The organism is Pseudomonas sp. WC2401 (assembly GCF_041200115.1).
Classification (GTDB): Bacteria; Pseudomonadota; Gammaproteobacteria; order Pseudomonadales; family Pseudomonadaceae; genus Aquipseudomonas; species Aquipseudomonas fragi.
In genome coordinates, this window is the sequence record NZ_CP165623.1 from 4,177,702 (window position 1) to 4,202,383 (window position 24,682).

Below are 24,682 nucleotides of genomic sequence, written 5' to 3' on the forward strand. Positions count from 1 at the left end.
GGGGGGCGTTGATCACATACGCTTGTGTGTCTATAAGTGGACTTGCGCAATCAGGCCGCCACAGCCCGATCAAAATGCCAGCTGCTTATGCGCGACGTGTTGAAGATTAAACCCTGGAAATGTTTGCGTTTTGCAAATCAGGAAGTTCTTCAGGCAGAGTTCAGGTTCATCACTGAAATGTCATGCAGCCTGATTTTCTAGCGCGATTCATGCGTTGTCCCATTGCCGGATACGGACCCGGCAATGCTTCATGGCGTTGACGATATGCTTCTCCACGACACTGCGCGACACCCCGAGGCGCTCGGCGATTTCGGGGTGCGACAGGCCTTCGATCTTGCGCAACAGAAAACACTCGCGACAGGCCGCCGGCAGCTCGGCCAGGGCCTTCTGGATCATGTCCAGGCGCTGGTCGTGGTCCATCAGCACCTGGGGCGAGGGGCTGAAAAACCGTTCCTCGCCATCCAGTACCTCCAGGGGCTCGGCCTTGCGCAGGTTGCTGCGCCGGTGGCCATCGATCACCAAGTTGAGCGCTGTGCGATACAAAAACGCCCGCGGTTGTTCGATCGGCTCGTCGCCGACACGCTCCAGCACCCGCACATAAGCGTCATGCACCACATCTTCGGCCGCCTGGGCATTGCCCAGCCTGGCACTCAAAAAGCCCACCAGTTCGCGATAGTAGTTTTCCAACAGAACTCCTGGCCGCAACCGCTGCGGCAACACTCCATGAGTGCGACAACCGATCTAATGGGATAGCGGCGTGATGATGGCACTTTTGCAGATGTAATTTATAGTAATTCTCATATAGATTTAGCCCCCAAGGCTCGATCACTCCTCACCCTTTGCTACGGCACCCTCGATAGCCTCCGCTTGCGACGGCGATTCATGATTTGCCGTCAAGAGTGCTTTGCTTGAGTAGCGGTTTTTCCCAAGGATAAGGACGGGGATACTCAACCTCACTCTTACGCACATCAAGGATGTCACCCATGACAATTCCAGCATTCGGCCTCGGCACTTTCCGCCTCAAGGGCCAAGTGGTCATCGACTCGGTCAACAACGCCCTGGACCTGGGCTACCGCGCCATCGACACCGCGCAGATCTATGAAAACGAAGCAGACGTCGGCCGGGCCATTGCCGACAGCGGCGTGGCGCGTGACGAACTGTTTATCACCAGCAAGATTTGGGTCAGCAACTTTGCCAGCGAGAAACTGATCCCAAGCCTTGAAGAAAGCCTGAAAAAACTGCGCACCGATCACCTGGACCTGACCCTGATCCACTGGCCGTCACCGGACAATGCCGTGCCGGTGGCCGAATTCATGGGGGCTTTACTCGAAGCCAAACAACGCGGCCTGACCCGGCAGATTGGCGTGTCGAACTTCACCATCGCGCTGATGCAAGAAGCCATTGCCGCCGTGGGTGCCGAACACATCGCTACCAACCAGATCGAATTGCACCCCTACCTGCAAAATCGCAAAGTAGTGGAATTCGCAAAAAGCCAGGGCATCCATATCACCTCGTACATGACCCTGGCCTACGGCGAAGTGCTGAAAGACCCGGTGATCATGGCCATTGCCGAGCGTCATGGCGCTACACCGGCGCAAGTGACCCTGGCCTGGGCCATGCAGCTGGGGTACTCGGTGATTCCGTCATCGACCAAGCGCAGCAACCTTGAGAGCAACCTCAAGGCCTGCACGCTGAAACTGACTGATAGCGACATGGCCCAAATCGCCGCGCTGGATCGCGGCCAGCGCCTGACCAACCCGCAAAGCGTTGCACCTGTGTGGGATTGATTCTGCCTGAGTGAAGCCCTCGTAGCAGCTGCCGTAGGAACGAGGCTGCGTTCGGCTGTGAAGCAGTCATGAAATCAATGGGTGCAGTGTGTCTGATACACCTTAGAACTCAGCTTTACGACCGCTTCGCGCTCGAACGCAGCCTCGTTCCTTCGGCAGCTGCTACGGGTTTGGTTATGTTTACAGGCCAAACCGCTGCAATTGCATTTCCTGCAGCCGGCTCAAGGTGCGGCGGAAGGCAAACTCAAGGTAACCCTGGGTATAGAGCTGATCCATTGGCACCTGCGCCTCAATACATACCGGCACCTTGCGGTCATAGCATTCGTCGATCAGGGCGATGAAACGTCGCACGCTGTCGTCGTATTTGGATAACTGCGGCAGCTCGCGATCCCCCGCCTCTACTTTCACCGCTCCGTCTTCCGTACCCCGGGCGATTTTGCCTTCGCGCTGCTCGGCACTCAGGCACGGCACGTCACTGAGCAACATGACTGTGTAGCGATCACAAATCTCCATAAACTCAGTGGCCGCCAGCGGTTGCTCGCACAACTCATGAAAGTTGCACCACAGCACCCCACCACTGGCCTGCACCACGTTCAGCGAGCGATGGCCCACAGCAATGGGCTGGTCAGACACCGCCTGGCCCTCGGTCAAGGCCCTGAACACCGGTTCTATCGCACTCGGCTGGCCCGGCCCGGTCACCCAATAGCGCTGATGGGCAATGCCAGGATGCAGGCGGTGGTCTTCAATACCGTTCACCGCCACCACCTCCATATGCTTGAGGATCGCGGTGATACCGGGAGCAAAACGGTCACGGTTAAAGCCGTGGCCGTAGAGGTCGTCCGGTGGCTGGTTGGAGGTGCAAACCAGCACCACGCCCTCATCGAACATGACTTGAAACAGACGCCCCAGAATGATCGCGTCGGCAATGTCATTGACGAACAATTCATCAAAACACAGCACCCGCACTTCTGCGGCCAGGCCTTTAGCCAGTGTCTTGAGTGGGTCCGCTGTACCGGTCAGTTGAAACAGGCGCTGATGCACCCATTGCATAAAGTGATGAAAATGCTGACGCCGGGCCGGCACCTGCAGGCTTTGGTAGAACTGATCCATCAACCAGGTCTTGCCGCGCCCTACCGGCCCCCACAAATACACGCCATTGACCGATTGTGCTCCCGAGTGCAGGGCCTCATGGCAGCGCTGCAAGGCCTGGACGGCCACCCATTGGGCAGGGTCATGGACAAAGCCCTTGTGTTCGATGGCTTGCTGGTAGGCATTAAGGGGGGACTCGACATTCATACCGATAGGCGGCTCCTGAAGCAGAGCTATCAGTATGCCAGTTCGCACACCCGCCAGGCACTTGAAAAAACCCCAAGTGCCCACACATTGTTACCCATGTGGTAACAGAGCATTTTGCCATCAGCTATTTTTACTTTTACAAAACAGCGTAACCTTGCTCACATGACTTAAACATCTGTTGCACTTCACAGTCCGGTACTTCGTACGCACACGGCCCTGTTGCCGTGCGCCGTAACTTCTTCCCGCCTGATCGGCAAATGAAGTCAGTCAGTGTTAACTCTTGATTACTTTAGAGGCCATTTATATGAAAAACCTTATTGCACTCTTTCTCGCCGGTTTTGCCACACTGGCAGTTGCTGGTGAAACATCCACGACCCAGCCTTATCCTGTAGAGCACTACAGTTACGGCACTAAGTTGGATATTGCCCGCGTGGTCAGTTTGTCTGCCATTCCCAAAGTGTGTGAAGTCGTACCTGCGACCATGGTCTATGAAGACTCCCAGGGCCAGCGCCACACCCTTGAATACCAGGTGATGGGCGACGGTTGCAGTACCCACTAAAGTTTAATGGTTGCACGCACGGATGCGACCCCAGCCCCCTCTTTGAGGGGGCTTTTTCGTGGTGCCCCGAGAAAGTGCGGCGATTGTTACTGATCCGGAAAGACTGCTTGGCAATCTTTTGACTTTAATCAATACACGCTGCGCGTATTCTATGTACATCCCTCAACGCAACACTGAAACAGGGCACGGTACTTCGTGTTACGCCACTTCCTCGAAGGCGTAGCAACTTCGACCGCCACCATGGCAATTGAAGTCAGTTATTCGTGATTGTTTTAAGGTCTCATAAATGAAACGTTTGATCGCTCTTGCACTTATTGGCTTTTCTACCCTGGCGGCTGCTGACGAACTTCAGGTTACGCCACAACAGCAACCCGCCGTCGAGCATTACACTTATGCCACCGACCTGGACATTGCCAAAGTTATCAGCGTGTCACCGGCAGCCGACGTGTGTGAAGTAGTACCGGCACAAATGACCTACGAAGACCACCAGGGCCAACGTCATATTCTTGAGTACCGCGTGATGGGTAATGGTTGCAGCAACGGCTGATATTATCGCCAGGCGCAACTATCGCGAAAAAGCCCCCGTTTAACGGGGGCTTTTTTATGGACGGCATTGCGCGTTACTCTCGACACAAATCAATGGCAAGGAGCCACCCCTTATGCAGCCTCCACCCACACTCCAGACGCCGCGCCTCGTGCTGCAACCCCTGCAGCTCAGCGACGCCCCGGCCATTCAGCAACGCTTTGCCCACTGGCAGGTGGTGCGCTACCTGAACGCAGTCGTGCCCTGGCCCTACCCCGACGATGGCGCACAGCGTTATGTGCGCGACGTGGCGCTGCCGGCCATGGCCCGCGGTGAAGAGTGGCACTGGACGATTCGCCTGTTAGCGCAGCCAGATGAGCTGATTGGCAGCATCAGCCTGATGGATGCCGCCGACAACAACCGGGGCTTCTGGCTGGCGCCACAATGGCAAGGCCAGGGGTTGATGAGCGAAGCTTGCGAAGTAGTGGATGCCTACTGGTTCCAGAGTTTGCGCCGCGCCTGCATGCGCGTGCCTAAAGCAGCGCCCAATACGGGTTCACGACGTATTTCGGAGCGGGGCGGGATGCGCTTGATCAGCAGCGAGGAGAAAGACTTTGTCAGCGGCAGGTTTGTATGCGACCTGTGGGAAATTACCCGCGAGCAATGGTTGACCCGGCAGAAAATCTAAGGTGAAAAACACCCGACCCTGTCAAAAAAACCGATCAGGGCCGGGTAGAAACGCTCAGTGCACGATTCGTTTCAGGTACCGAGAATCAGTCTTTCTTCTCGGAAATTACCTTACCGGTCGAATCGAAAATAATTTCGTATTCCAGGCCGTCGACCTTCTTGATGCCTTCGGCTTTCCAGATGCCGGCAGCCGGGTCCTGGGCTTCGATTTTCTTGATCACGGTGTAGCCGTTCTTGTTCTTGAGAACTTCGACCAATTCCTTGGAGAATGCCCAGTTCGGATCAACAGGCTGAGCCATCGCTGCACCGGCACTCAACAAAGCAGCAGTAGTGATCACAGCAGCAAAGGTTTTCTTCAACATTGTCTTAACTCCATTAATTGATGTTGCGTCTGGTACTCAATGTGACTGGAACAACCGTAGCAGAGAAAATCCAGGCCATCGGGCTAAATGACAGGCTTTTGACATGGCTCATGTTCTCGTTAGGTCTGGCGCGGGGTTAGAATGCGCAAAACCAGGAATAACCAATGAGTCAAGCACGCCTCACAGAAGCCCAAAACGATGCCATCACCGAAGCTGCGGCTCAGTGGTGCATGCGTTTGCACGAGCCCGACTGCACCCGTCAGGAACGTGAAGCTTTTGCTGTGTGGCTGAACGCCAATCCCCTGCACGCGCTGGAATATGATGCGATGCTGGAGATCTGGGGGGTCAGCGAGCATCTGGCACGCCCGGCCCCTGCTGCAGCCCGGGGGGTGGCACTACCTTCTGCCACGCGTCGCCGCACCTGGCAGCGTTTTGCCGTGGCCGCCGCCGTTACCCTGCTCGCTCTCCCCGTGGCGGCCTACAGCGGCTGGCAACTGGGCTGGGTGCCCAATGCCCATGAACGCTACAGCGCTGACGCCAGCGCCAGAACGGTGACCCTGCCCGATGGCAGCCAGGTCGAACTCAACCTGGGCAGCCAGCTGACCTTCAGTAATTACAAGGATCAGCGCCGGGTGACCCTGGGCAAGGGCGAAGCGTTTTTCAAGGTCAGCCACGATGCATCGCACCCGTTTCTGGTGCAGGCGGCAGAAGGTCAGGTTCGCGTTACAGGCACCCAGTTCAATGTGTGGATGTACGAAGACCAGGTGCGGGTCACGCTGCTCGAAGGCTCGGTGCTGGTCACCAGCAACAAGCGCCTGAGTGGCGACGGCCTGCGACTGGAGCCTGGCATGCAGGCGCGTTACAAAGCGGGCGATTACGCCGCGCAAATCAACCCGACCGCGGCTGTCAGTTCCGAACTGGCCTGGCGCAACGGCAAGCTGGTGCTGGACAACCTGGCACTGGCCGACGCCCTGCCCCTGATCAACCGCTACCTTGATTCCCCTCTCTCCCTGGCAGACAGCGCCACCGGCAAACTGCGTATTGGCGGCGTGTTCAACACCCGGCAAATCGACCGTCTGGTGAGCTCCCTGCCCAAAGTGCTGCCGGTTTACCTGAGCCGCAATGCCGAAGGTCGAACGGTGCTGGGCACCCGCCCGGCCCTGTAGAACAACAGGGTACGGCCGTGACGATTAAAAAAATTTAATAATCGCCTAAAACCCCCGGCCACACTGATCGCGAACGCGATTGAGACTAATTCACGACAAAATTTCTACATTTGAATGTTCATGATTTCTGTCGCTCATTCGTCTAGTTAAGTAAGAGCATTTTTTTCTTTTCCTGATCAGGCTCTGAAAAGGAGTTTTTTGCATGCATAACCAGCAAATACCAACGGATGGTAGAAACCCGCATCGCGAAGCCGCTTTTCAGCCCGATCCCGGGCTGCTGGAAGCGCTCGCGCCCTTGCAAGGCAACGAGCGGATCCGCCACTTGCTCAAGTGTTTCGGGCTGCGTACCAGCCTGGTGCGGCTCAAGGTCATCGATGCGCTGCTGACGGCTGCCGGCAACGATCGCAGGCTGGGGGTGCGCGGCATGCACAGCCACCTGCAGGCGCTGGATATACCGCTGTCGTTCCTGAGTGTGCGCGAGGTGCTCAAGCGCTTGTGCAGCGAAGGGGTGGTGGTGCTCAACAGTGACAAGAGCTACAGCCTGCATCCACAGGCTGAAGCCGTTTTGACCGGCAAGATCGAGGCTTAGATCTTGGTTTTGCGGCGCATCACGCCATTGATCACGACCACGATCACGGCCACGCCGATGGCAATGTACTGGAACATTTTCTCGGTGATCATGCCGGCGTTTTGCATGTACGAAAGACCAAACATGATTCCAAGAACTACCAGTGAAATCAAAATCGAGTATTTCAAGCGCTGCGAAGGGGTCATAACCTGTTCCTGAAAGTAGGGCAAAAACATTTCGAAAAATGTAGTCAATATTTCGAGATGGCGAGCTGGCCCGCCTTGAACCGCGGGCCATATTACACTGCAAACGGGTTTTAGCTGCCCACGGGTCGACGAAACCCGCTTGCGGGTCGCGCGCAAAGGTCCACCAGCCAGTCCACAAACACCCGCACCCGTGGCGACAACTGCCGATGCTGCGGGTACAGGGCGGTGAGCGCCAGACGCGGTGGCAAGCAGTCACTGAGCACTTCCTGCAAACGCCCCTCACGCAGCAGTTGCGCAACATGGTAATGGGGCGCTTGCACCAGCCCGTACCCCGCCACACACGCCGCCAGGTAACCTTCTGCACTGTTGACCGCAAGCCGTTTGGGCAAGTCGGGCAGATGCACCTGGTCACCGATCTGGAACTCCAGCCCGTAGCGCTTGCCCGACGCGCTGGAAAAATACTCCACTACCTGATGCCCGCCCAAGTCGTCGAGCGATTGCGGCACGCCGTGGGCCTGCAAATAGGCGGGGCTGGCGCACGTCACCTGATCCATCTGCACCAGGGGGCGTGCCACCAGCGAATCGTCAACGGTCAGGCCGGCACGAACCACACAATCCACCCCGTCACGAATCAGGTCTACCGGGCGGTCATTGAGGCCGATTTCCAGCTCGAGCTGAGGGTAACTATCGGTGAATTCTGGCAGCGCCGGCAACACCACCAGGCGCCCCACTGCCGCCGGCATCTCGACCCGCAGGGTACCCTTGGGCTGGCGGCTCCTGAATACCCCCTCGGCTTCTTCCAGATCAGCCAGCAGGCTGACGCAACGCTGGTAATACGCGGCACCGTCCAGGGTCGGGCTGACCTGGCGCGTGGTGCGGTGCAGCAGTTGCACGCCCAGGTGTGCTTCCAGTTGCTTGATCATTACCGTGACCGACGCGCGAGGCAATTGCAGGCTGTCCGCGGCCCTGGCAAAACCGCCCAGCTCAACGATACGGGTAAACACCAGCATCGCGTTGAAACGGTCCATAGCCCCTCCATTGTTAAGAAAATCTGAACAGTGATGGCGCTTTTACCCGGTTCATCTTGCCACTGTCCAGATTTAAGCATAGACCTGCACCCTCTCAGCAGCACTGCGCCAGCTCGGTATCAATGGCCCGCAGGCCAGCGCACCAGGCGACACAAGTGGCTGGAAAAGCAAGTGCCGGGGCTGTAGCAACCTGTGGCAGCGGGCTTGCTCGCGACTGGATCGACGCGGTGCCTCAGGGCAACCGCACCGAGGCTATCGCGAGCAAGCCCGCTCCCACAGAGTCAGGGGGACAGTGGGTCAGAAGTCCCGTTTGTAGAAAATATCCAGCGAGCTGGCAAAGCCGCTGGCCACTTCCACATACACGCGTTTGCTCAACTTGTAGCGCAGGGCAATGGTGCTGGCCGGTTCAAACACACCGACACCGTAACGCACGCTTAAACGCTCGTTGATCTTGCCACTGGCCACCACTGCCGTGCTGTTGCCGGTACCTTCGGTATCCAGCTCGAACTCCTTGAGGCCCAGGTGGTTGGCCAGGCTGGTGGTAATCCCCGAACTGCCCATCAACCCCAGGCCCAGGGCCGCTTGCGCCAACAGATTCTCATCCTCTCCGGTACCCGTCAGCGGACGCCCCAGAATCAGGTAGGACAACGCCTGTTCCTGGCTCATGGCCGGCTCCGAGAAGATTTGCGTGGTGGGTTGCTCCGCACTGCCGGTGAGGCGAATCCCGGCAATCACATCATCGGTCTGGCGCACGGCTTCGATGTCCAGGTACGGCTGGTCGATCGGCCCGGCAAACAGCAGGCGCGCCCGGCGAATCGTCAGCTTCTGGCCATAGGCCCGGTAGCGGCCGTTGTTCAGGCGCAGTTCGCCACGGGTGTCCATGTTGTTGCCGATATGCACCTGCCCCGCCAGATCGGCGTTCAGGCCAAAGCCGGAGAAGGTCAGCAGCTCCTGCCCCACCACCACGTTGATATCCATGTCGACCTGCATCGGCGCTGCTTCATCCGCTGCCTGCTGGCCCACGATAACCGTGTCATCCGAGACCTTGACCGTCGACGGCGGCAATTCACGCACCACGATTTCGCCCTTGGGCACGTTCACCGTACCGGCGATCAACAGGGTGTTATCCGGATTGAGGGAGATTTTCAGGTCAGGGGCCACTTCCAACTTGGCATAGGGTTCGACCGTCACCGGCAAATTGTTGCCCTTGACCAGCACATTGACCGCCACCGCCTGGCCCCAGGCCACATTGCCGCTGACGCTGCCCTGGCCTTTGTCACCGCTGGTCCAGCCGCCATTGATCAGCGCCGTTTCACCGTTGATGGCCAGCGAAAGCTGCACATTTTCAAAGTTGGTCGGCAACTCCGGCCCCGAAATCTCACCGCCGGTCAGCGCCACAGTGCCGTTGACATGGGGCGACAGCAAAGCACCCGAGATCGTGCCGGAGCCGTTGAGCTGGCCGGTGAATTTTTCCACCATCGGCGCGAACGGACGAATCATCGACACATCCAGCCCGGTGAGGCGGAACTCGCCGGTAATGGGCTTGCTCTTGGGCAGCGGATTGATCCGCGCTGCCAGCATCAACTGCCCCAGCTTGCCACCGTCGAAATCAAGGCGCGATTCAACCCGGTTAGGGGTCAGGTTGCTGGTCAGCTTGAAGGCCTGATACGGGAAGTCCAGCCACTGACCTTTGTCTCTGAAGCGCAACGTGCCGCCACTGGCGTCCACAACGACCTGGCCCTTGGGCCCGCTGGCAGGCAAGTCCAGGGTCAGGTCGGCATTGAGTTGCCCCTGCCACTGGAAGTCCTTGGGAAACCATTCGGCCAGGCTGTCGAGGGGGAACTGTTTGAGGTGCAAACGCAGTTTCGGATCCGGCACCAGGCGTTGTTCTTCGCTGCACAAACTCGCCGGGCCGGAGAGCCAGCATTGCGCCCCGAGGTTGAGCCGGCCATCGGCCAGCCGCTCCAGACGCGCCGGGTTTTGCAGCACCCAGGCCTGACCGCCGGCCTTGACGTCACCACTGACCAGGCGCCCGCGCCAGTTGTCCTTGTCCAACCCGCCATCCAGAGCCAAAGCCAGTTGCAACATGGGCCCTTGCAAATCCAGTTTGAGCTGCTGGCGCTTGATATCGCCACTGCCGTTGGCAGTCAGTACACCCAGCTCTGTGTCACCGGCGCGGATGCCACTGCCCTTGAGGTCGATGCGGCCGCGCTGGTTGCGGTCGAGGCTGGCATCCAGGGTCAGGTTTTGCAGATTATTGTCGGCAAATGCCAATTGCTGGCCATTAAGCGCGACTTTGCCTTGCGGTGCCTTGAGTGTTCCGCCTACATCGACACGGCCCTTGAGCTGACCGCGCAGTTCGGGCCACAGCTGGCCCAGACGCGGCATATTGAGATCAAGTTGGGCCTTGATTTGCTCCTGCAAACTGGCGGTGCCATTGATGCGGTTATCGCCCAGGCGAATATCCAGCGCACTGACCGTCCAGGCTTCACCCGCACCGTTGGCCTTGGCTTGCAGCACCGCAGGCAGGCCGCGCAAACGGCCCTTGAGGTCAAGGTTGGCATCCAGTTCCAGGCGCTCGTTTTTGAACGAACCCTTGCTGCGCAACGGGCCTGCCAGCGTACCCGGCAATTCGGCCACCCAGTACGCCGGGTTGAGCGCACTCAAGTCCAGCGCCGTGTCCCACACCACGCCATCGGCGAACTGCACATTGACGTGACCTTCGGCCTTGCCCTGCCCGGCCACCAGCTTCAACTGCGGCAGAAAGATCTTGCCCAGGTCACCACTGAACGGGCTGCTGAGACTGAACTTGCCCGCCGGACCATCGAGGTCCGCCGTGAAGTTGCCCAGATAGTTACCGTCACGGTAGGACACTTCCCCCACAAACTTGCGCAAATCCACATCCGGCTTGTCGATCACCGGATACAGGTTGTGCCAGGGAAATTCCAGCCAATCGATTTTGGCCTCGGCGCTCAAGCCTTCGTGCCAGTCCACCTGCCCCGACAGCTTCAGGCGCTGCTGCGGGTTGGCGCTCAGATCCAGCGCGGCGATCTGCGCGCCCTTGGCATCCACCCGGCCCTTGAGCAACAGGTTCACCGGCTCTTTCTCGGCGGGCAAGGTGGCGCTGCCATTCAACTCATAGCCGCTTTTAAGATCGCCCTTGGCCGTCAGCAGCAGTTGATTAAGCTGTAGGGTATCTGGCAGATCGGGGCTGGCCTTGAACGGCTCGGCGGTGATTTTCAACTGGGCCGGCAAGTTGTCGGCCAGGGGCTGAAGCTCGCCCGTCAGGTGCGCATTAATGTAACCCGTGGTGTCGGCTGCCAGGTTCAGGCTGGTTCGCAAATTGCCATCAACCTTTAGCGCGATAGCCAGGGGTTTGCCATCCGGCGCTGGCAGGCTGACATTGCCTTGCACCGTTAGCGGCCAGTCGCCATTGGGCTGCAGCAGGCCGGACAGTTCCACATTGAGGTCTTCACGCTCGACCTGCACCGAGTCGAGCTGCAAGCCCTTGGCCGTCCACTGTGCCGACAGCTGCATGCCCTTGAGCTGCTCGATGCCGTTGAACAGCACATTGCCGACCTTGACCACGCCCACTTCAATCGCCAGCGGCAATTTCAGCTCCGGCAGGCTGATCGGCCCGCTGCTGCTGTCTTCGCTCGGCGGGAACTGCAGGCTGATCTGCTCAGCCTGCAATTGATCGATACACAACGTCATGCGGGTCAGGCAGCCCGGTGACCAGGCGAAGATCGGCCGGCTTACCTCAACCCGACTGGTGCCCTGCTCCCATAACAAATGATCGGCGCCCCACTGGCCGCCCAGGCGCCCGGCAAAATTATCAACCTGCAAGCCCGGCACTTGCCCCAGCACCCAGCGGCTGCCCGCTTGCGTACCCAGAATCACGCCGACGCTGACAACCACCAGCAGCACCAATGCCAGCAGCACCAGCCCGGCTATTTTCAAACCACGAATCACAGTTCTGGCCCCATCGAAAAGTGCAAACGGACACCGCCGTCATCGTCCAGCGCATGGGCCAGATCCAGACGTATCGGGCCAACCGGCGAGATCCAGCGGATACCCACGCCGACCCCGGTTTTCAAACTCGGGAAGTCCAGTGTGTTGAAGGCGTTGCCCTGATCGACAAACGTCGCCCAGCGCCATTTTTCGGCGAACTGATATTGATACTCCAGGCTGCCGGCGAGCATATAGCGCCCGCCGATGCGATCACCGTCGGAGTTTTTCGGCGACAGGCTCTGGTAGTCATAGCCGCGCACGCTCTGGTCGCCACCGGCGAAAAAGCGCAAGGACGGTGGAATCGACTTGTAGCCATTGGTGGCACTGCCGCCAAACTGAATGCGGCCCAAAAAGCGGTGTTTTTCCCACAGGGTGGTCAGCGCCTTGAATTTCACGTCGCCATGGAACAGGTTGGTGTCGGACATCAGCCCTTGCTTGGCCACCTGCATGTCCGTGCTCACGCTGTAACCGTGGCTGGGGTCGATGCGGTTGTCACTGCGCAATACCGAGTAGCTGACGCCTGGCATCAGCAGGGTGCTCAGGCCCGAGTCATCGCCCAGGCGATATTCTTCGTGCTGCCACCTGAGCGAGATAATGCGCGTCCAGCCGTTGTCCAGCTTGCTGTGCCACTCGGGGCCGACCGTAAGCAGCTTGCTCAAGGTGTCGGTGTTGGCGATTTCTTCATTTTGATAACCGGCGGCGAGACGCAATTTGTCGGTCAGCGGCGGGTTCAGCGGGATGTCATACCAGGCACCGACGTTTTGCTTGGGCTGGGAAATTTCCGATTCAAAACCGTAGCTGTCGCCACGCGGGTTGCCCCAGTGGCGCATCCAGCTGGCCTTGCCGCGGGCTCCGGTGTCGGTGGAATAACCCAGGCCCAGGGTCATGGTGCGCGGCTTGCGGGTTTCCAGGTCGACGTCGACCGGGATCACCTGCCCCACCGCCGTGCTCGGCGCGGCATCCACGCGCACGATTTCAAAGTAGCCGCTGCTTTGCAGATTCTGATTGAGCTCGGCGACCAGTTCCGAGTCATAAGGGGTATCGGGGGTAAACGGCACCATGCGTTGCAGCAAGGTCTGGTCGAAGGGAGCATCGCCGGCAAAGCTGACTTTGCCCAGTAAAAAACGCGGTCCGCTTTCGTAGACCAGATTGATATCGGCATACCCGCCTTTCGGGTCGACCAGCAGTTCGTGCTGAGTGAATTTGCCGTTGAAAAAGCCGTAACGCAGGGCACGGTTCTGGATCAGACGCTTGGCGTCTTCGTAATTGCCCTGGTTGAGCACCGCGCCGGGTTTGAGGTCATCGCTGGCCGGTATCTGAAAGGCCTTGAGCGAAGCGGCCGGGCCTTCGATACGCACGTTGACGTTGCGCAGATGCACCGGCTCGCCGGGATCGATACTCAACACCAGACGCGGCGGATCGCCGGGCTTGACCTCGGTTTCTATGGAGGGCTGGTAGTAACCCAAGGCCTGGGAAGCCTTTAAGGCCTGCTCCTGCGCGCCACGTTGAAAACGCAAAAGCGCTTTCTCGTCACGGTCGCCGAGGCTGCCTATATAGCCTTCCACGTTGGCCTTGAGGGCGTCGTTTGCCGGTTTGACCTTGACCACCAACTCGCTTTGGGCAAACGCCGCAAAACTGCTGAGCAGCAGGACAACACCACTGGTAAATCTTCCTGGGAACGTCATAGGCGCGGATGCTATCACGGGCTGGGGGGCTCATAGAGCGCGCCAAAGGGCAAAAAGTTCGTCTTCAAGCCGTTGCAGTATGTAACACCTGCGGATTGGCATGGAAAAACACATGTTCCACAACCGGCCCGATGGCCACTTCACCGATCTCCACATAACCCTGGCGCTTGTAGAAGTCCAGGTAATGCGGGTTGCCGGTATCGAGCACCACGCCTTCGGAATGCTCATCTTCGGCGCACCAGTTGTGCACCGCCTCAAGCAACTGCTCGCCGTAATGCTGGCCCTGGAATTCGGGGTGAATACCCAGCAGCGGCAGCATATGCACCGCATCTCCCGGCACGCAGGCCTGCACCGCCTGGTGATAGGCCAGATAGCGCCGCGTGCAGCTCAAACCGGTGCTGAGCACCATGCGCAACTGCCAGGCCCAGCTCTCGGTAATGCCCAGGCGCCGTTGCGGCGGCGCGATCAGGGCAATGCCCAGCAACCGGTCATTGACCAGCAGGCCCAGCGCTGGCAAATCCTGCAAAAAATGCTGCTTGACCAGTTCGCGTACCGTGGCCCTGACCCGTTGCTCGTAGCCGCTGCGCTCGGCGTTGAACAGAAAACGAAACGTCGGCTCATGGCGATAAGCCTGGTACAGCAACGAACGCGCCTCTCTTGAATAGCCACTGTCGAGCAATCGGATCTCACTGGTAGCGTTCGGCGTTTGCGTCATGCGATCAACCTCCCGGGCGCGGCCTGGATAGCAGCGCTTCTAATGGGTACGAACCCCCGAGGGCCATGACAGTTCAATCATGGCCGAATGCATCCTACGTTAGCAGTGCATTCGGCCCACTGCACGCTGGCAGCCGGGGCGTCAGTCCGCTAGCATCGCAGTTTTGTTCAGGACTGCCCGCCCATGAAAATCGTTTCATTCAACATCAATGGCCTGCGCGCTCGGCCGCATCAGCTGGCAGCGCTGATCGAGAAACATCAGCCTGACGTAATCGGCCTGCAGGAAACCAAGGTCCATGATGACCAGTTCCCCCTCGCCGACATCGAAGCCCTGGGCTATCACGTGCACTTTCATGGTCAAAAAGGCCATTACGGTGTCGCCCTGCTTTCGCGCCAGCCCCCCCTGGAACTGCACAAGGGCTTTGCCAGCGATGAAGAAGACGCCCAGCGCCGGTTTATCTGGGGCACTTTCGCAGACGAAAACGGCCAGCCGGTGACCATCATGAATGGTTACTTCCCACAGGGCGAAAACCGCGACCACCCTACCAAGTTCCCGGCCAAGCAACGCTTCTACAGCGACCTGCAACAGTTGCTGGAAAGCCGGTTCAGCAATGAACAACCGCTGGTGGTGATGGGCGACATCAATATCTCGCCGCAGGACTGCGACATCGGTATCGGCCCGGACAACGCCAAGCGCTGGCTGAAAACCGGCAAGTGCAGCTTTTTGCCGGAAGAGCGCGAGTGGCTGGAGCGCCTCAAGAACTGGGGCCTGGTGGACAGCTTCCGCTACCTGCACCCGGACGTGGCGGACCGTTTCAGCTGGTTCGACTACCGCAGCCGCGGTTTTGAAGACGAGCCCAAGCGTGGCCTGCGCATTGACGTGATCCTTGCCTCCCAGGGGCTGGTGCCACGCATCAAGGCAGCGGGCGTGGACTACGACCTGCGCGGCATGGAAAAACCGTCCGATCATGCGCCGATCTGGTTGGAGTTGAGCTGAGCAAGAGAGCTTGCTTGCTGTGGGAGCGGGCTTGCTCGCGATGGCCTCACCTCGGTTTTCTGACAGACCGCGTGGCCCGCATCGCGAGCAAGCCCGCTCCCACACCGGAGGGGTCTGTCATCGGCTTGAAACCTTTCTGACTTAAATTGCAGACCTTTCTACGGCCCCAGGAAGGTGCCTTCCCATGCTGCGCTTTTTGTCGTTGACCCTGTTATGCGCCATCACCGGCCTGGCGACGGCGGCCGACCTGCGTATCCAGGGCTCCAACACCATCGGCGCCAACCTGGGCCCGGCACTGGTCAGCGCCATGCTCGCCGAACAGGGCCTGCATGATATCCACAGCGTCCCGGTCATCCCGCCCAACGAGCACAGCATTGTCGGCACCACGGCCCAGGGCCAGCAGATCCGCGTGGATGTCGCCGCCCACGGTTCGGGCACCGGTTTTACTGCGCTGGCCGCAGGGCTTGCGGATCTGGTGGCTTCATCACGGCCCATCAAGGACCGCGAACTGGTTGACCTTGAGCCCCTGGGCGACCTGAAAAGCCCCGACGCCGAGCAAGTCATCGCCATCGATGGCCTGGCAATCATCCTGCATCCGCACAACCCCCTTAACCAGCTCAACACCGAGCAACTGGCACAGATTTTCAGCGGCCAGATCAGCCGCTGGGAACAGTTGGGCGGCACCGGCGGGGCCATTCACTTGTATGCACGCGACGACCAGTCCGGCACCTGGGAAACCTTCAAGGAGCTGGTATTGAACCGCAACGGGCAGCCCTTGAGCAGTACGGCGCAACGCTTCGAATCCAGCGAGCAGCTGTCCGACGCAGTCAGCCATGACCCACAAGCCATCGGCTTTATCGGTCTGCCGTATATCCGTGAGGCCAAGGCCGTGGCCATTGTCGACGGCGCATCGCAACCGATGTTGCCGCTTACCAGCTTGATTGCCAGCGAAGATTACCCCTTGTCGCGCCGCCTGTTCCTGTACTTGCCCCCGGCCACGAACAATCCCTGGGCCAAGGCGTTGGTGGCCTTTACCCAAAGCCCGCAGGGCCAGGCCATCGTCGGGCAAAACGGCTTTGTCGCGCAAAGCGTCCAGGCGGACAACGTGATGCCGGGGGCACATATGCCGGAGCAGTATCAGGCGCTGACCCGCGAGGCGCAGCGCCTGTCGGTAAATTTTCGCTTTGAGGAAGGCAGCGCTTCGCTGGACAACAAGGCGCGTCAGGACTTGCTGCGCGTGGTCGACTACCTGAGCGCCCACGGCAAGCTCGACAAGCAGGTCACGCTGGTGGGTTTCGGCGATGCCAAGGATGACCCGCAGCGGGCACAACTGCTGTCCCGGTTACGGGCAATGGCGGTGCGCCGCGAGCTGGTGAAAAGTGGCGTGGTACTCAGGGAAATCCGCGGTTACGGTGCGCAAATGCCGGTGGCAGCCAACACCGAAGATGAAGGCCGCCTGAAGAATCGCCGGGTTGAGGTGTGGGTGTATTGAAGCAGCAGCGTATCAACCTGTGGGAGCGGGCTTGCTCGCGATAGTATCGACCCGGCACTACTGATACACCGCATTGACCGCATCGCGAGCAAGCCCGCTCCCACACAAACCCGCTACCACTTGTCCAGCTCAAACTTGCCCACCGCCGCCCGGTGCACTTCATCCGGGCCATCCGCCAGGCGCAGCGTGCGCTGCATGGCATACATATAAGCCAGCGGAAAATCCCCCGAAACCCCTGCCCCGCCATGCATCTGAATGGCCCGGTCAATTACCTTCAAGGCAACGTTGGGGGCGACAACCTTGATCTGGGCGATTTCGCTTTTCGCCACTTTGTTACCTACTGTATCCATCATATAGGCTGCCTTGAGGGTCAACAGCCGCGCCATGTCGATCTCCATGCGCGAGTCGGCGATCTTGTCGATATTGCCCCCCAGACGTGCCAGCGGTTTGCCGAACGCAGTACGCGCCAGCGATCGTTTGCACATTAATTCCAAGGCCCGCTCGGCCATGCCGATCGAGCGCATGCAGTGGTGAATCCGCCCCGGCCCAAGACGCCCCTGGGCAATCTCGAAGCCCCGGCCCTCACCCAACAAGACGTTTTCATAAGGCACACGCACATTGTCGAACAGCACTTCGGCGTGACCATGAGGTGCATCGTCGTAGCCGAACACCGGCAGTGGTCGCACGATTGTTACCCCCGGTGTGTCCACCGGCACCAGGATCATCGAGTGTTGCTGATGGCGCGGGTTTTCAGGGTTGCTCAAGCCCATGAAAATCATGATCTTGCAGCGCGGGTCACAGGCCCCGGACGTCCACCACTTGCGACCGTTGATCAGCCACTCATCACCGTCACGCACGGCGCGGGCAGCCATATTGGTGGCATCCGCCGAAGCAACGTCCGGTTCGGTCATGGCAAACGCCGAGCGAATCTCACCGCGCAGCAGCGGCTCCAGCCACCGCTGTTTTTGCGCCGTGCTGGCGTAGCGCACCAGGACTTCCATGTTGCCGGTATCCGGTGCAGAACAGTTGAAAGGCTCGGAGCCCAGCATCGAGCGCCCCATGATTTCTGCCAGCGGCGCGTATTCAAGGTTGCTCAGCCCGGCCCCCAGTTCGGACTCGGGCAAAAACAGATTCCACAGGCCTTCAGCCCTGGCCTTGAGCTTCAGCTCTTCCATGATCGCCGTCGGCTGCCAGCGGTCGCCTTCAGCCACTTGCTGATCAAAAATCGCCTCCGCCGGGTACACATGGGCGTCCATAAACGCTGTCACACGCTCGCGCAGTGCCTGAACTTTCGGGGAATAAGCGAAATCCATAAGTGGCTACCTTCTACCGGGAATGCTGAAAAGTGATACCCGATGCTAGATCAGCCCCCCTTTATTTGCGCCACCTATTAACGACGTGTATTACCATTCATAAGCAATATATGATCGGGCCGCGTCACCCCTTCCAACAACAAGAGCCACCGCGCCATGAACCTGAACAAGGTCGATTTGAATCTGTTTATCGTCTTTGACGCCATCTACACCGAAGCCAACCTGACCCGCGCCGGGCAGATTATCGGCATCACCCAGCCGGCAGTGTCCAATGCCCTGGCGCGGTTGCGCGAGAGCTTCAACGACCCGCTGTTCGTGCGTACTGCCCAGGGCATGGTGCCCACTCCGATGGCGCAGAACATCATCAGCCCGGTGCGCAGCGCCCTGGCACTGTTGCGTGTATCCGTGCAGGAAAGCCGCACCTTCAACCCCCTGCAAGCCAACAAGACCTACCGCATCAGCATGACCGACCTGTCGGAAGCGGTGATTCTGCCGCCGCTGTTCCAGCGGCTACGGCGTCAGGCGCCATCGGTGGTGGTCGAGAGTTTTCTCTCCCATCGGCGTGAGACCACCAGTGATCTGGCCGCAGGACGCCTGGATTTTGCCGTGGACGCCCCGCTCAATACCGACCCCCAGGTGCGGCATGTCAAATTGATGGAAGACCGTTATGTGTGCGCCATGCGCCAGGGCCACCCGTTGGCCGCCAAGGCCGCCCTGAGCCTTGAGGATTACCTGGCACTGACCCATATCCATATCTCGACCCGGCGCAATGGCTTGGGCGAAGTGGACCTGGCGCTGGGCAAAATGGGCCTGCAACGCAAGATCACCCTGCGTTCGCAGCATTACCTGATGGCCTCCAATGTGCTGCAACAGACCGACATGGCAATGACCGTGCCCGAGCGTTTTGCCCGCCGCCACGGCCTGCACTTTGTGCCCCTGCCCCTCACTGAACTGCCCAATGTGGAAACCCATCTGTACTGGCACGAAAGTACCGAGCAAGACCCGGCCAATCGCTGGATGCGCGAGCAACTGATTGAGCTGTGCCAGCAACAACAGAAAACCGAACAGGCCAGCTTGCTTGACGTATACGTCAACCACGGATTAGTTTAGTCATACGATTCCTCCAGAGCCCGCCCATGAGCAGCCAGACGTACAGTATTTCCGACCTTGCCCGCGAGCTGGACATCACCACCCGCGCCATTCGCTTCTATGAAGAGCAAGGCCTGCTCGCCCCCGAACGCCGCGGCCAGGAACGGGTGTATTCGGCGCGGGACAAGGTCAGCCTGAAACTGATCCTGCGCGGCAAGCGCATCGGTTTTTCGCTGGCCGAATGCCGCGAACTGATCGAGCTTTACGACCCCACCAGCGGCAACCAGAAACAACTCAACAGCATGCTGGCCAAGATCGCCGAGCGCCGCGAACAGCTGGAGCAGCAATTGCTCGATATCCAGCAGATGCAGCTGGAGCTCGACACCGCCGAAGAGCGGTGCCTCCAGGCGCTGGAACAGACCATAAAAAAACAAACGACTAAAAGCCCCTCACCCTAGCCCTCTCCCAAAGGGAGAGGGAACGGACCGCATACGAACTCAAGAACTCCACCAATTTGCCCCCTCTCCCTTTGGGAGAGGGTTGGGGTGAGGGCTTGGCAAGACACATATTTCAACAGACAGGGTGACCCCCCATGACATTTCCAACCCATGTGCGCCTGATCGAAGTCGGCCCGCGCGACGGTTTGCAAAATGAGGCGCAACCCATCAGCGTCGCCGACAAGGTGCAACTGGTCGACGCCCTGACCGATGCCGGGTTGGGCTATATCGAAGTCGGCAGTTTTGTCTCGCCCAAGTGGGTGCCGCAAATGGCCGGCTCTGCCGAAGTTTTTGCACAAATCCGGCGCGAGCCGGGGGTGGTGTACGGCGCGCTGGCACCGAACCTGCGCGGCTTTGAAGATGCCGTGGCCGCCGGGGTAAAAGAAGTCGCGGTATTTGCCGCCGCTTCTGAAGCGTTCTCGCAACGCAATATCAATTGTTCGATCAGCGAAAGCCTGGTGCGCTTTGTACCCATCATCGAAGCGGCCAAACAGCACGGCATCAGCGTGCGCGGTTATGTGTCCTGTGTGCTCGGCTGCCCTTATGAAGGCCAGGTCAGCCCGCAGCAAGTGGCACAGGTCGCGCAGGAGCTATACGCCATGGGCTGTTACGAAGTGTCACTGGGCGACACCATCGGTACCGGCACCCCCACAGCCACACGCAGCTTGTTCGAAGCCGTCACGGCACTCGTGCCACGAGAGAAACTCGCCGGGCACTTCCACGATACCTACGGCCAGGCGCTGGTGAATATCTACGCCAGCCTGCAGGAAGGTATCGCGGTATTCGACAGTTCAATTGCCGGGCTCGGCGGTTGTCCTTATGCCAAGGGCGCCAGCGGTAATGTGGCCACGGAAGACGTGCTGTACATGCTCAACGGCATGGGCATCCAGACCGGCGTCGATATGGACAAGCTGTTACTGGCCGGTGCGCACATCTGCAAGGTCCTGGGCCGTGTTACCGGATCGCGGGTGGCCAAGGCCCGCCAGGGCTAAAAAGTGTTCCGGGGTGTTACCTCACCGCCACACAAACGAGTAACACGGAAACAAACCGGCCCTGCCCAGGGCCGGTTTTTTATTGCCTGAATTTATAAGCCATTGATTTATAAGGCTTTTTAAAAGTTGGCACGGCTCCTGCTATCTCTATGGCATAACAAGAATAAAAACCGCAGCAACATAATAAAAACAATACGAAACGACTCTGACATAACAAAAACAACACGGCAGAGACGCAGCTAACAGATTTTTTTGGAGAAGGTTTGCTTTTCCGAGGGCCTAAAAGCCACTCGCAACCGGGCAGAGAACAATAAAACTACCTTCAGGTAGCACATGCACAGGTTGGATCACGGGTTTGATAGCCAGTGATAAAAGTGGATCAGCGCTCAAAAAAATACGTTTGCTCTTGATCCCGGATGGGGATCGCAAAAAAACGCAGCAAAAGGGTGAGTTCCAAAAACAACAATAAACCGCCCTTCAATAATAAAAAAAGAGCACGCAACGACATATTAAAGGGGAGCCTCGGCTCCCCTTTGTGTTGTCTGGGGTTTGTTGTGGGAGCGGGCTTGCTCGCGATACAGGCGCTGCGGTGAGCCAGTCAAACCGCGTCGCTACCATCGCGAGCAAGCCCGCTCCCACAGGGTTCGGTTATTTCTGTTGGCATTCCTGAATACTGATCTCGCGCATCTTGAATTTCTGGATCTTGCCGGTCACGGTCATCGGGAATACATCGACAAACTTGAAAAATCGCGGCGTTTTAAAGTGCGCAATACGCGCCTTGCACCAGGTTTGCAGCTCCAGCTCATTGGCCGTATGGCCGGGATGAAACTTGATCCAGGCCACGATCTCCTCGCCGTATCTGGCATCGGGAATGCCCACAATCTGCACATCGGCCACGGCCGGATGGGTGAAAAAGAACTCCTCCAACTCGCGCGGGTAAATATTCTCACCACCGCGAATGATCATGTCCTTGTTGCGCCCCACAATCCGCACATACCCCTGCTCATCCATCTGCGCCAGGTCCCCGGTGTGCATCCAGCCTTCGCCGTCGATGGCATCCGCGGTGGCCTGCGGGTTGTTCCAGTAACCGAGCATCACGCTGTAGCCACGGGTGCACAACTCGCCAATCTCACCCCGTGCGACGGTATTGCCTGCAGCATCGATCAGCTTGCTCTCCAACTGTGGCTGGGTGCGCCCTACCGTGGTAACACGCACTTCCAGTTCATCCGCAGGACCTGTCTGAATTGATACCGGACTGGTTTCAGTCATGCCATAGGCAATTTGTACTTCGCCCATGTGCATTTCACTGATCACCCGGCGCATGACCTCGATCGGGCAGGTGGCCCCGGCCATGATCCCCGTGCGCAGGCTCGACAGATCAAACGCGGCACGCTGCGGGTGGTCGAGCATGGCGATAAACATGGTCGGTACACCGTACAGCCCGGTAGCCCGTTCCTCGGCCACCGCTTGCAGCGTCAGGCCCGGGTCAAAGGCCTCTGCAGGGTAAATCATGGTGGTGCCATGGGTGACACAGCCCAGGTTGCCCATCACCATGCCAAAGCAATGATAAAGCGGTACCGGGATCACCAACCGGTCATTGGCCGTCAGCCCCAGGCTTTCGCCGACCATATAGCCATTGTTGAGGATATTGCGATGGCTGAGGGTCGCGCCCTTGGGGAAGCCCGTAGTGCCCGAGGTGTACTGGATATTGACCGGCTGGTCGACGTGCAGGCTGGCTTCGCGGTCACGTAACTGCTGCGGCTCGACCTCGCCCGCTAATGTGGCAAGTTGCGACCAGGGTAAAAAACCTTGCGGCGGCTCAACCGCGAGGCTGATGACCCCACGCAAATCGGCAAAGCGTTCACAATCCAGAGCCCCGATCGACTGCTGCGCCAGCTCTGGAATCAGCTCCTGGAGCATGGCGTGGTAGTTGGAAGTCTTGAACGCGCCGGCGCACACCAGCCACTGGCAGGCCGATTGCTTGAGCACGTATTCCAGCTCCGAGAGCCGGTAAGCCGGGTTGATATTGACCAGGATCACACCGACCTTGGCGCTGGCAAACTGGCAGATAAACCATTCGGCACCATTGGGCGCCCACACCCCCAGCCGGTCCCCTGCCTGCAACCCCAAGGCCAGCAGTGCCCTGGCATGCAGGTCGACCGCCTCGGCCAATTGTGCCCATGTGTAGCGCTGCTGCTGATGGCGCACCACCAACGCCTCACCCTGCGGGTAACGCGCAACAGTCCGATCGAAAGCCTGGCCTATCGTCATCGCCAGCAGCGCCTTGTCCTGCGCGCCCTGGCTGTAACTGGGGACGGATTGCAACTTCATGACAACTCCTCTTGTGATTGTTTTGGGAGCATGAGCAAGGCACGCACTGCACCGGCTCATTTGAAGAACAGCAAATACTCTGGCCTAAGTTGACGTTAACGTAAAGGTCGTTGACAGTTAGCGGTCCCAAGTTTACGTTAACGTAAAGGTTATCGATGGCGACGTAGTAACCGCCTCCACAAGAACAATGACTATAGGTGCCCCATGAGCTACCCCACCCTGAACTTCGCCCTGGGCGAAACCATCGATATGCTGCGCGATCAGGTACAGGCCTTCGTTGCCGCCGAGCTGGCACCTCGCGCGGCGCAAATCGACAAGGACAACCTGTTCCCCGCCGATATGTGGCGCAAGTTTGGCAACATGGGTCTGCTTGGCATCACTGTCCCGGAAGAATACGGCGGCACCGGCCTCAGCTACCTGGCCCATGTGGTGGCCATGGAAGAAATCAGCCGCGGCTCAGCCTCGGTCGCCCTGTCCTACGGCGCCCACTCCAATTTGTGCGTCAACCAGATCAACCGTAACGGCACCCATGAACAGAAACTCAAATACCTGCCCAAGCTGATCAGCGGCGAACACGTCGGCGCCCTGGCCATGAGCGAACCGAACGCCGGTTCCGATGTGGTATCGATGAAGCTGCGCGCCGATAAACGTGGCGACCACTTCGTCCTCAACGGCAGCAAGACCTGGATCACCAATGGCCCGGACGCCAGCACCTATGTGATCTACGCCAAGACCGACCTGGAAAAGGGCCCGCACGGGATCAGCGCCTTTATCGTCGAGCGCGACTGGAAAGGCTTCAGCCGCAGCAAACATTTCGACAAGCTGGGCATGCGCGGTTCCAACACCAGCGAGCTGTTTTTCGACGATGTCGAAGTGCCAGAGGAGAACCTGCTGGGCACCCTCAACGCCGGGGTCAAGGTGCTGATGAGTGGCCTTGACTACGAGCGCGTGGTGCTCTCGGGCGGCCCTACCGGAATCATGCAAGCGTGCATGGACCTGATCGTGCCCTACATCCACGACCGCAAGCAGTTCGGCCAGAGCATCGGCGAGTTCCAGCTGATCCAGGGCAAGGTGGCCGACATGTACACCCAGCTCAATGCCAGCCGCGCCTATCTGTATGCCGTGGCCGCCGCTTGCGAACGTGGCGAAACCACGCGCAAGGATGCCGCCGGGGTGATTTTGTACAGCGCCGAACGCGCCACGCAAATGGCCCTGGACGCCATCCAGATTCTCGGTGGCAACGGCTACATCAATGAATTCCCGGCCGGGCGCCTGCTGCGTGATGCCAAGCTGTATGAAATCGGCGCGGGCACCAGCGAAATCCGACGCATGTTGATTGGTCGCGAACTCTTCAACGAAACCCGCTAAGGAGCGCCGGC

22 protein-coding genes are annotated in these 24,682 nt (G+C 59.0%); 12 read left to right on the forward strand and 10 right to left on the reverse strand.

From position 1 onward, the window contains the following. Positions 1–207 precede the first annotated feature (207 nt). Positions 208–687 (reverse strand): sigma-70 family RNA polymerase sigma factor, encoded by a 480-nt coding sequence (locus AB3G35_RS19170; RefSeq protein ID WP_016782375.1) that lies wholly within the window; start codon positions 685–687, stop codon positions 208–210. A gap of 296 nt (positions 688–983) precedes the next feature. On the opposite strand from AB3G35_RS19170, the gene dkgB reads away from it, so the two are divergent. Further along, on the forward strand, positions 984–1,787 hold the full coding sequence (gene dkgB, locus AB3G35_RS19175; RefSeq protein WP_369781942.1) for a 2,5-didehydrogluconate reductase DkgB: 804 nt from the start codon (positions 984–986) through the stop codon (positions 1,785–1,787). A gap of 180 nt (positions 1,788–1,967) precedes the next feature. Here dkgB and zapE read toward each other — a convergent pair whose 3' ends face one another. Beyond that, complete coding sequence (gene zapE / locus AB3G35_RS19180) at positions 1,968–3,083, reverse strand: cell division protein ZapE (protein WP_169886202.1); 1,116 nt, start codon at positions 3,081–3,083, stop codon at positions 1,968–1,970. 304 nt (positions 3,084–3,387) lie between these two features. Here zapE and AB3G35_RS19185 point away from each other — a divergent pair, with 304 nt between their 5' ends. The 3 genes from AB3G35_RS19185 (at position 3,388) to AB3G35_RS19195 (ending at position 4,853) form a co-directional block, all read left to right on the forward strand. Continuing rightward, positions 3,388–3,642: a DUF2790 domain-containing protein gene (locus tag AB3G35_RS19185; protein ID WP_369781943.1), complete on the forward strand. Its 255-nt coding sequence runs from the start codon at positions 3,388–3,390 to the stop codon at positions 3,640–3,642. 286 nt (positions 3,643–3,928) lie between these two features. Beyond that, the gene (locus AB3G35_RS19190) at positions 3,929–4,189 is read left to right on the forward strand and encodes a DUF2790 domain-containing protein (RefSeq protein WP_016782371.1); all 261 of its coding nucleotides are present in this window, start codon (positions 3,929–3,931) and stop codon (positions 4,187–4,189) included. A gap of 112 nt (positions 4,190–4,301) precedes the next feature. Further along, a complete protein-coding gene (locus AB3G35_RS19195; RefSeq protein WP_369781944.1) occupies positions 4,302–4,853 on the forward strand; it encodes a GNAT family N-acetyltransferase in 552 nt (183 codons plus the stop codon). A gap of 85 nt (positions 4,854–4,938) precedes the next feature. On the opposite strand, the gene AB3G35_RS19200 is transcribed toward AB3G35_RS19195, so the two are convergent. After that, positions 4,939–5,214 carry a PepSY domain-containing protein gene (locus AB3G35_RS19200; protein WP_016782369.1) on the reverse strand — a complete coding sequence of 92 codons (276 nt, stop codon included), beginning with the start codon at positions 5,212–5,214 and terminating at the stop codon, positions 4,939–4,941. Positions 5,215–5,378: 164 nt separating this feature from the next. Here AB3G35_RS19200 and AB3G35_RS19205 point away from each other — a divergent pair, with 164 nt between their 5' ends. Then, entirely contained in the window at positions 5,379–6,380 is a 1,002-nt protein-coding gene (locus tag AB3G35_RS19205; RefSeq protein ID WP_203304212.1) for a FecR family protein, read from the forward strand. A gap of 202 nt (positions 6,381–6,582) precedes the next feature. After that, entirely contained in the window at positions 6,583–6,969 is a 387-nt protein-coding gene (locus AB3G35_RS19210; RefSeq protein WP_016782367.1) for a hypothetical protein, read from the forward strand. On the opposite strand, the gene AB3G35_RS19215 is transcribed toward AB3G35_RS19210, so the two are convergent. The 5 genes from AB3G35_RS19215 to AB3G35_RS19235 all read right to left on the reverse strand — a co-directional run bounded on the left by AB3G35_RS19215 (position 6,966) and on the right by AB3G35_RS19235 (position 14,593). After that, positions 6,966–7,154: a hypothetical protein gene (locus AB3G35_RS19215; protein WP_016782366.1), complete on the reverse strand. Its 189-nt coding sequence runs from the start codon at positions 7,152–7,154 to the stop codon at positions 6,966–6,968. The two genes, AB3G35_RS19210 and AB3G35_RS19215, sit on opposite strands and share 4 nt — an antisense overlap. Before the next feature lie 110 nt (positions 7,155–7,264). Beyond that, on the reverse strand, positions 7,265–8,182 hold the full coding sequence (locus AB3G35_RS19220; RefSeq protein ID WP_086798077.1) for a LysR family transcriptional regulator: 918 nt from the start codon (positions 8,180–8,182) through the stop codon (positions 7,265–7,267). A 297-nt stretch (positions 8,183–8,479) separates the two neighbouring features. Further along, on the reverse strand, positions 8,480–12,154 hold the full coding sequence (locus AB3G35_RS19225; RefSeq protein ID WP_369781946.1) for a translocation/assembly module TamB domain-containing protein: 3,675 nt from the start codon (positions 12,152–12,154) through the stop codon (positions 8,480–8,482). Then, on the reverse strand, positions 12,151–13,878 hold the full coding sequence (locus AB3G35_RS19230; protein ID WP_369781948.1) for an autotransporter assembly complex family protein: 1,728 nt from the start codon (positions 13,876–13,878) through the stop codon (positions 12,151–12,153). The genes AB3G35_RS19225 and AB3G35_RS19230 overlap by 4 nt, the downstream gene beginning before the upstream one ends. Before the next feature lie 64 nt (positions 13,879–13,942). Beyond that, the gene (locus AB3G35_RS19235; protein ID WP_029611591.1) at positions 13,943–14,593 is read right to left on the reverse strand and encodes a GNAT family N-acetyltransferase; all 651 of its coding nucleotides are present in this window, start codon (positions 14,591–14,593) and stop codon (positions 13,943–13,945) included. 183 nt (positions 14,594–14,776) lie between these two features. On the opposite strand from AB3G35_RS19235, the gene xthA reads away from it, so the two are divergent. Beyond that, the gene (xthA, locus tag AB3G35_RS19240) at positions 14,777–15,589 is read left to right on the forward strand and encodes an exodeoxyribonuclease III (protein ID WP_016782361.1); all 813 of its coding nucleotides are present in this window, start codon (positions 14,777–14,779) and stop codon (positions 15,587–15,589) included. 184 nt (positions 15,590–15,773) lie between these two features. After that, positions 15,774–17,081, forward strand: coding sequence for a substrate-binding domain-containing protein (locus AB3G35_RS19245; protein ID WP_134050087.1), 1,308 nt, complete (start codon positions 15,774–15,776; stop codon positions 17,079–17,081). A 113-nt stretch (positions 17,082–17,194) separates the two neighbouring features. Here the strand turns inward: AB3G35_RS19245 and AB3G35_RS19250 are convergent, their stop codons facing one another. Beyond that, positions 17,195–18,394: an acyl-CoA dehydrogenase gene (locus tag AB3G35_RS19250; protein ID WP_134050085.1), complete on the reverse strand. Its 1,200-nt coding sequence runs from the start codon at positions 18,392–18,394 to the stop codon at positions 17,195–17,197. Between the two features lie 156 nt (positions 18,395–18,550). Between AB3G35_RS19250 and AB3G35_RS19255 the strand changes: the two genes are divergently transcribed. The 3 genes from AB3G35_RS19255 (at position 18,551) to AB3G35_RS19265 (ending at position 20,972) form a co-directional block, all read left to right on the forward strand. Further along, positions 18,551–19,504 (forward strand): LysR family transcriptional regulator, encoded by a 954-nt coding sequence (locus AB3G35_RS19255; RefSeq protein ID WP_106116088.1) that lies wholly within the window; start codon positions 18,551–18,553, stop codon positions 19,502–19,504. Between the two features lie 26 nt (positions 19,505–19,530). Continuing rightward, entirely contained in the window at positions 19,531–19,941 is a 411-nt protein-coding gene (locus tag AB3G35_RS19260) for a MerR family DNA-binding transcriptional regulator (protein ID WP_016782358.1), read from the forward strand. Positions 19,942–20,075: 134 nt separating this feature from the next. Next, positions 20,076–20,972, forward strand: a complete 897-nt coding sequence (locus AB3G35_RS19265) for a hydroxymethylglutaryl-CoA lyase (protein WP_169909661.1) — start codon at positions 20,076–20,078, stop codon at positions 20,970–20,972. Positions 20,973–21,620: 648 nt separating this feature from the next. Here the strand turns inward: AB3G35_RS19265 and AB3G35_RS19270 are convergent. Further along, positions 21,621–23,303, reverse strand: coding sequence for an AMP-binding protein (locus AB3G35_RS19270; RefSeq protein WP_369781949.1), 1,683 nt, complete (start codon positions 23,301–23,303; stop codon positions 21,621–21,623). 204 nt (positions 23,304–23,507) lie between these two features. Between AB3G35_RS19270 and AB3G35_RS19275 the strand changes: the two genes are divergently transcribed. Beyond that, entirely contained in the window at positions 23,508–24,671 is a 1,164-nt protein-coding gene (locus AB3G35_RS19275; protein ID WP_016782355.1) for an isovaleryl-CoA dehydrogenase, read from the forward strand. Positions 24,672–24,682 lie beyond the last annotated feature (11 nt).

Excerpts from the sequence above, each read along its gene's own strand:
- AB3G35_RS19195 (WP_369781944.1), top strand. The coding sequence starts at position 4,302 with ATGCAGCCTCCACCCACACTCCAGACGCCGCGCCTCGTGCTGCAACCC.
- AB3G35_RS19220 (WP_086798077.1), bottom strand. The coding sequence starts at position 8,182 with ATGGACCGTTTCAACGCGATGCTGGTGTTTACCCGTATCGTTGAGCTG.
- AB3G35_RS19245 (WP_134050087.1), top strand. The coding sequence starts at position 15,774 with ATGCTGCGCTTTTTGTCGTTGACCCTGTTATGCGCCATCACCGGCCTG.
- AB3G35_RS19250 (WP_134050085.1), bottom strand. The coding sequence starts at position 18,394 with ATGGATTTCGCTTATTCCCCGAAAGTTCAGGCACTGCGCGAGCGTGTG.
- AB3G35_RS19230 (WP_369781948.1), bottom strand. The coding sequence starts at position 13,878 with ATGACGTTCCCAGGAAGATTTACCAGTGGTGTTGTCCTGCTGCTCAGC.
- AB3G35_RS19265 (WP_169909661.1), top strand. The coding sequence starts at position 20,076 with ATGACATTTCCAACCCATGTGCGCCTGATCGAAGTCGGCCCGCGCGAC.
- AB3G35_RS19210 (WP_016782367.1), top strand. The coding sequence starts at position 6,583 with ATGCATAACCAGCAAATACCAACGGATGGTAGAAACCCGCATCGCGAA.
- dkgB (WP_369781942.1), top strand. The coding sequence starts at position 984 with ATGACAATTCCAGCATTCGGCCTCGGCACTTTCCGCCTCAAGGGCCAA.
- zapE (WP_169886202.1), bottom strand. The coding sequence starts at position 3,083 with ATGAATGTCGAGTCCCCCCTTAATGCCTACCAGCAAGCCATCGAACAC.
- AB3G35_RS19185 (WP_369781943.1), top strand. The coding sequence starts at position 3,388 with ATGAAAAACCTTATTGCACTCTTTCTCGCCGGTTTTGCCACACTGGCA.
- AB3G35_RS19205 (WP_203304212.1), top strand. The coding sequence starts at position 5,379 with ATGAGTCAAGCACGCCTCACAGAAGCCCAAAACGATGCCATCACCGAA.
- xthA (WP_016782361.1), top strand. The coding sequence starts at position 14,777 with ATGAAAATCGTTTCATTCAACATCAATGGCCTGCGCGCTCGGCCGCAT.
- AB3G35_RS19260 (WP_016782358.1), top strand. The coding sequence starts at position 19,531 with ATGAGCAGCCAGACGTACAGTATTTCCGACCTTGCCCGCGAGCTGGAC.
- AB3G35_RS19235 (WP_029611591.1), bottom strand. The coding sequence starts at position 14,593 with ATGACGCAAACGCCGAACGCTACCAGTGAGATCCGATTGCTCGACAGT.
- AB3G35_RS19190 (WP_016782371.1), top strand. The coding sequence starts at position 3,929 with ATGAAACGTTTGATCGCTCTTGCACTTATTGGCTTTTCTACCCTGGCG.
- AB3G35_RS19215 (WP_016782366.1), bottom strand. The coding sequence starts at position 7,154 with ATGACCCCTTCGCAGCGCTTGAAATACTCGATTTTGATTTCACTGGTA.
- AB3G35_RS19275 (WP_016782355.1), top strand. The coding sequence starts at position 23,508 with ATGAGCTACCCCACCCTGAACTTCGCCCTGGGCGAAACCATCGATATG.
- AB3G35_RS19255 (WP_106116088.1), top strand. The coding sequence starts at position 18,551 with ATGAACCTGAACAAGGTCGATTTGAATCTGTTTATCGTCTTTGACGCC.
- AB3G35_RS19200 (WP_016782369.1), bottom strand. The coding sequence starts at position 5,214 with ATGTTGAAGAAAACCTTTGCTGCTGTGATCACTACTGCTGCTTTGTTG.
- AB3G35_RS19270 (WP_369781949.1), bottom strand. The coding sequence starts at position 23,303 with ATGAAGTTGCAATCCGTCCCCAGTTACAGCCAGGGCGCGCAGGACAAG.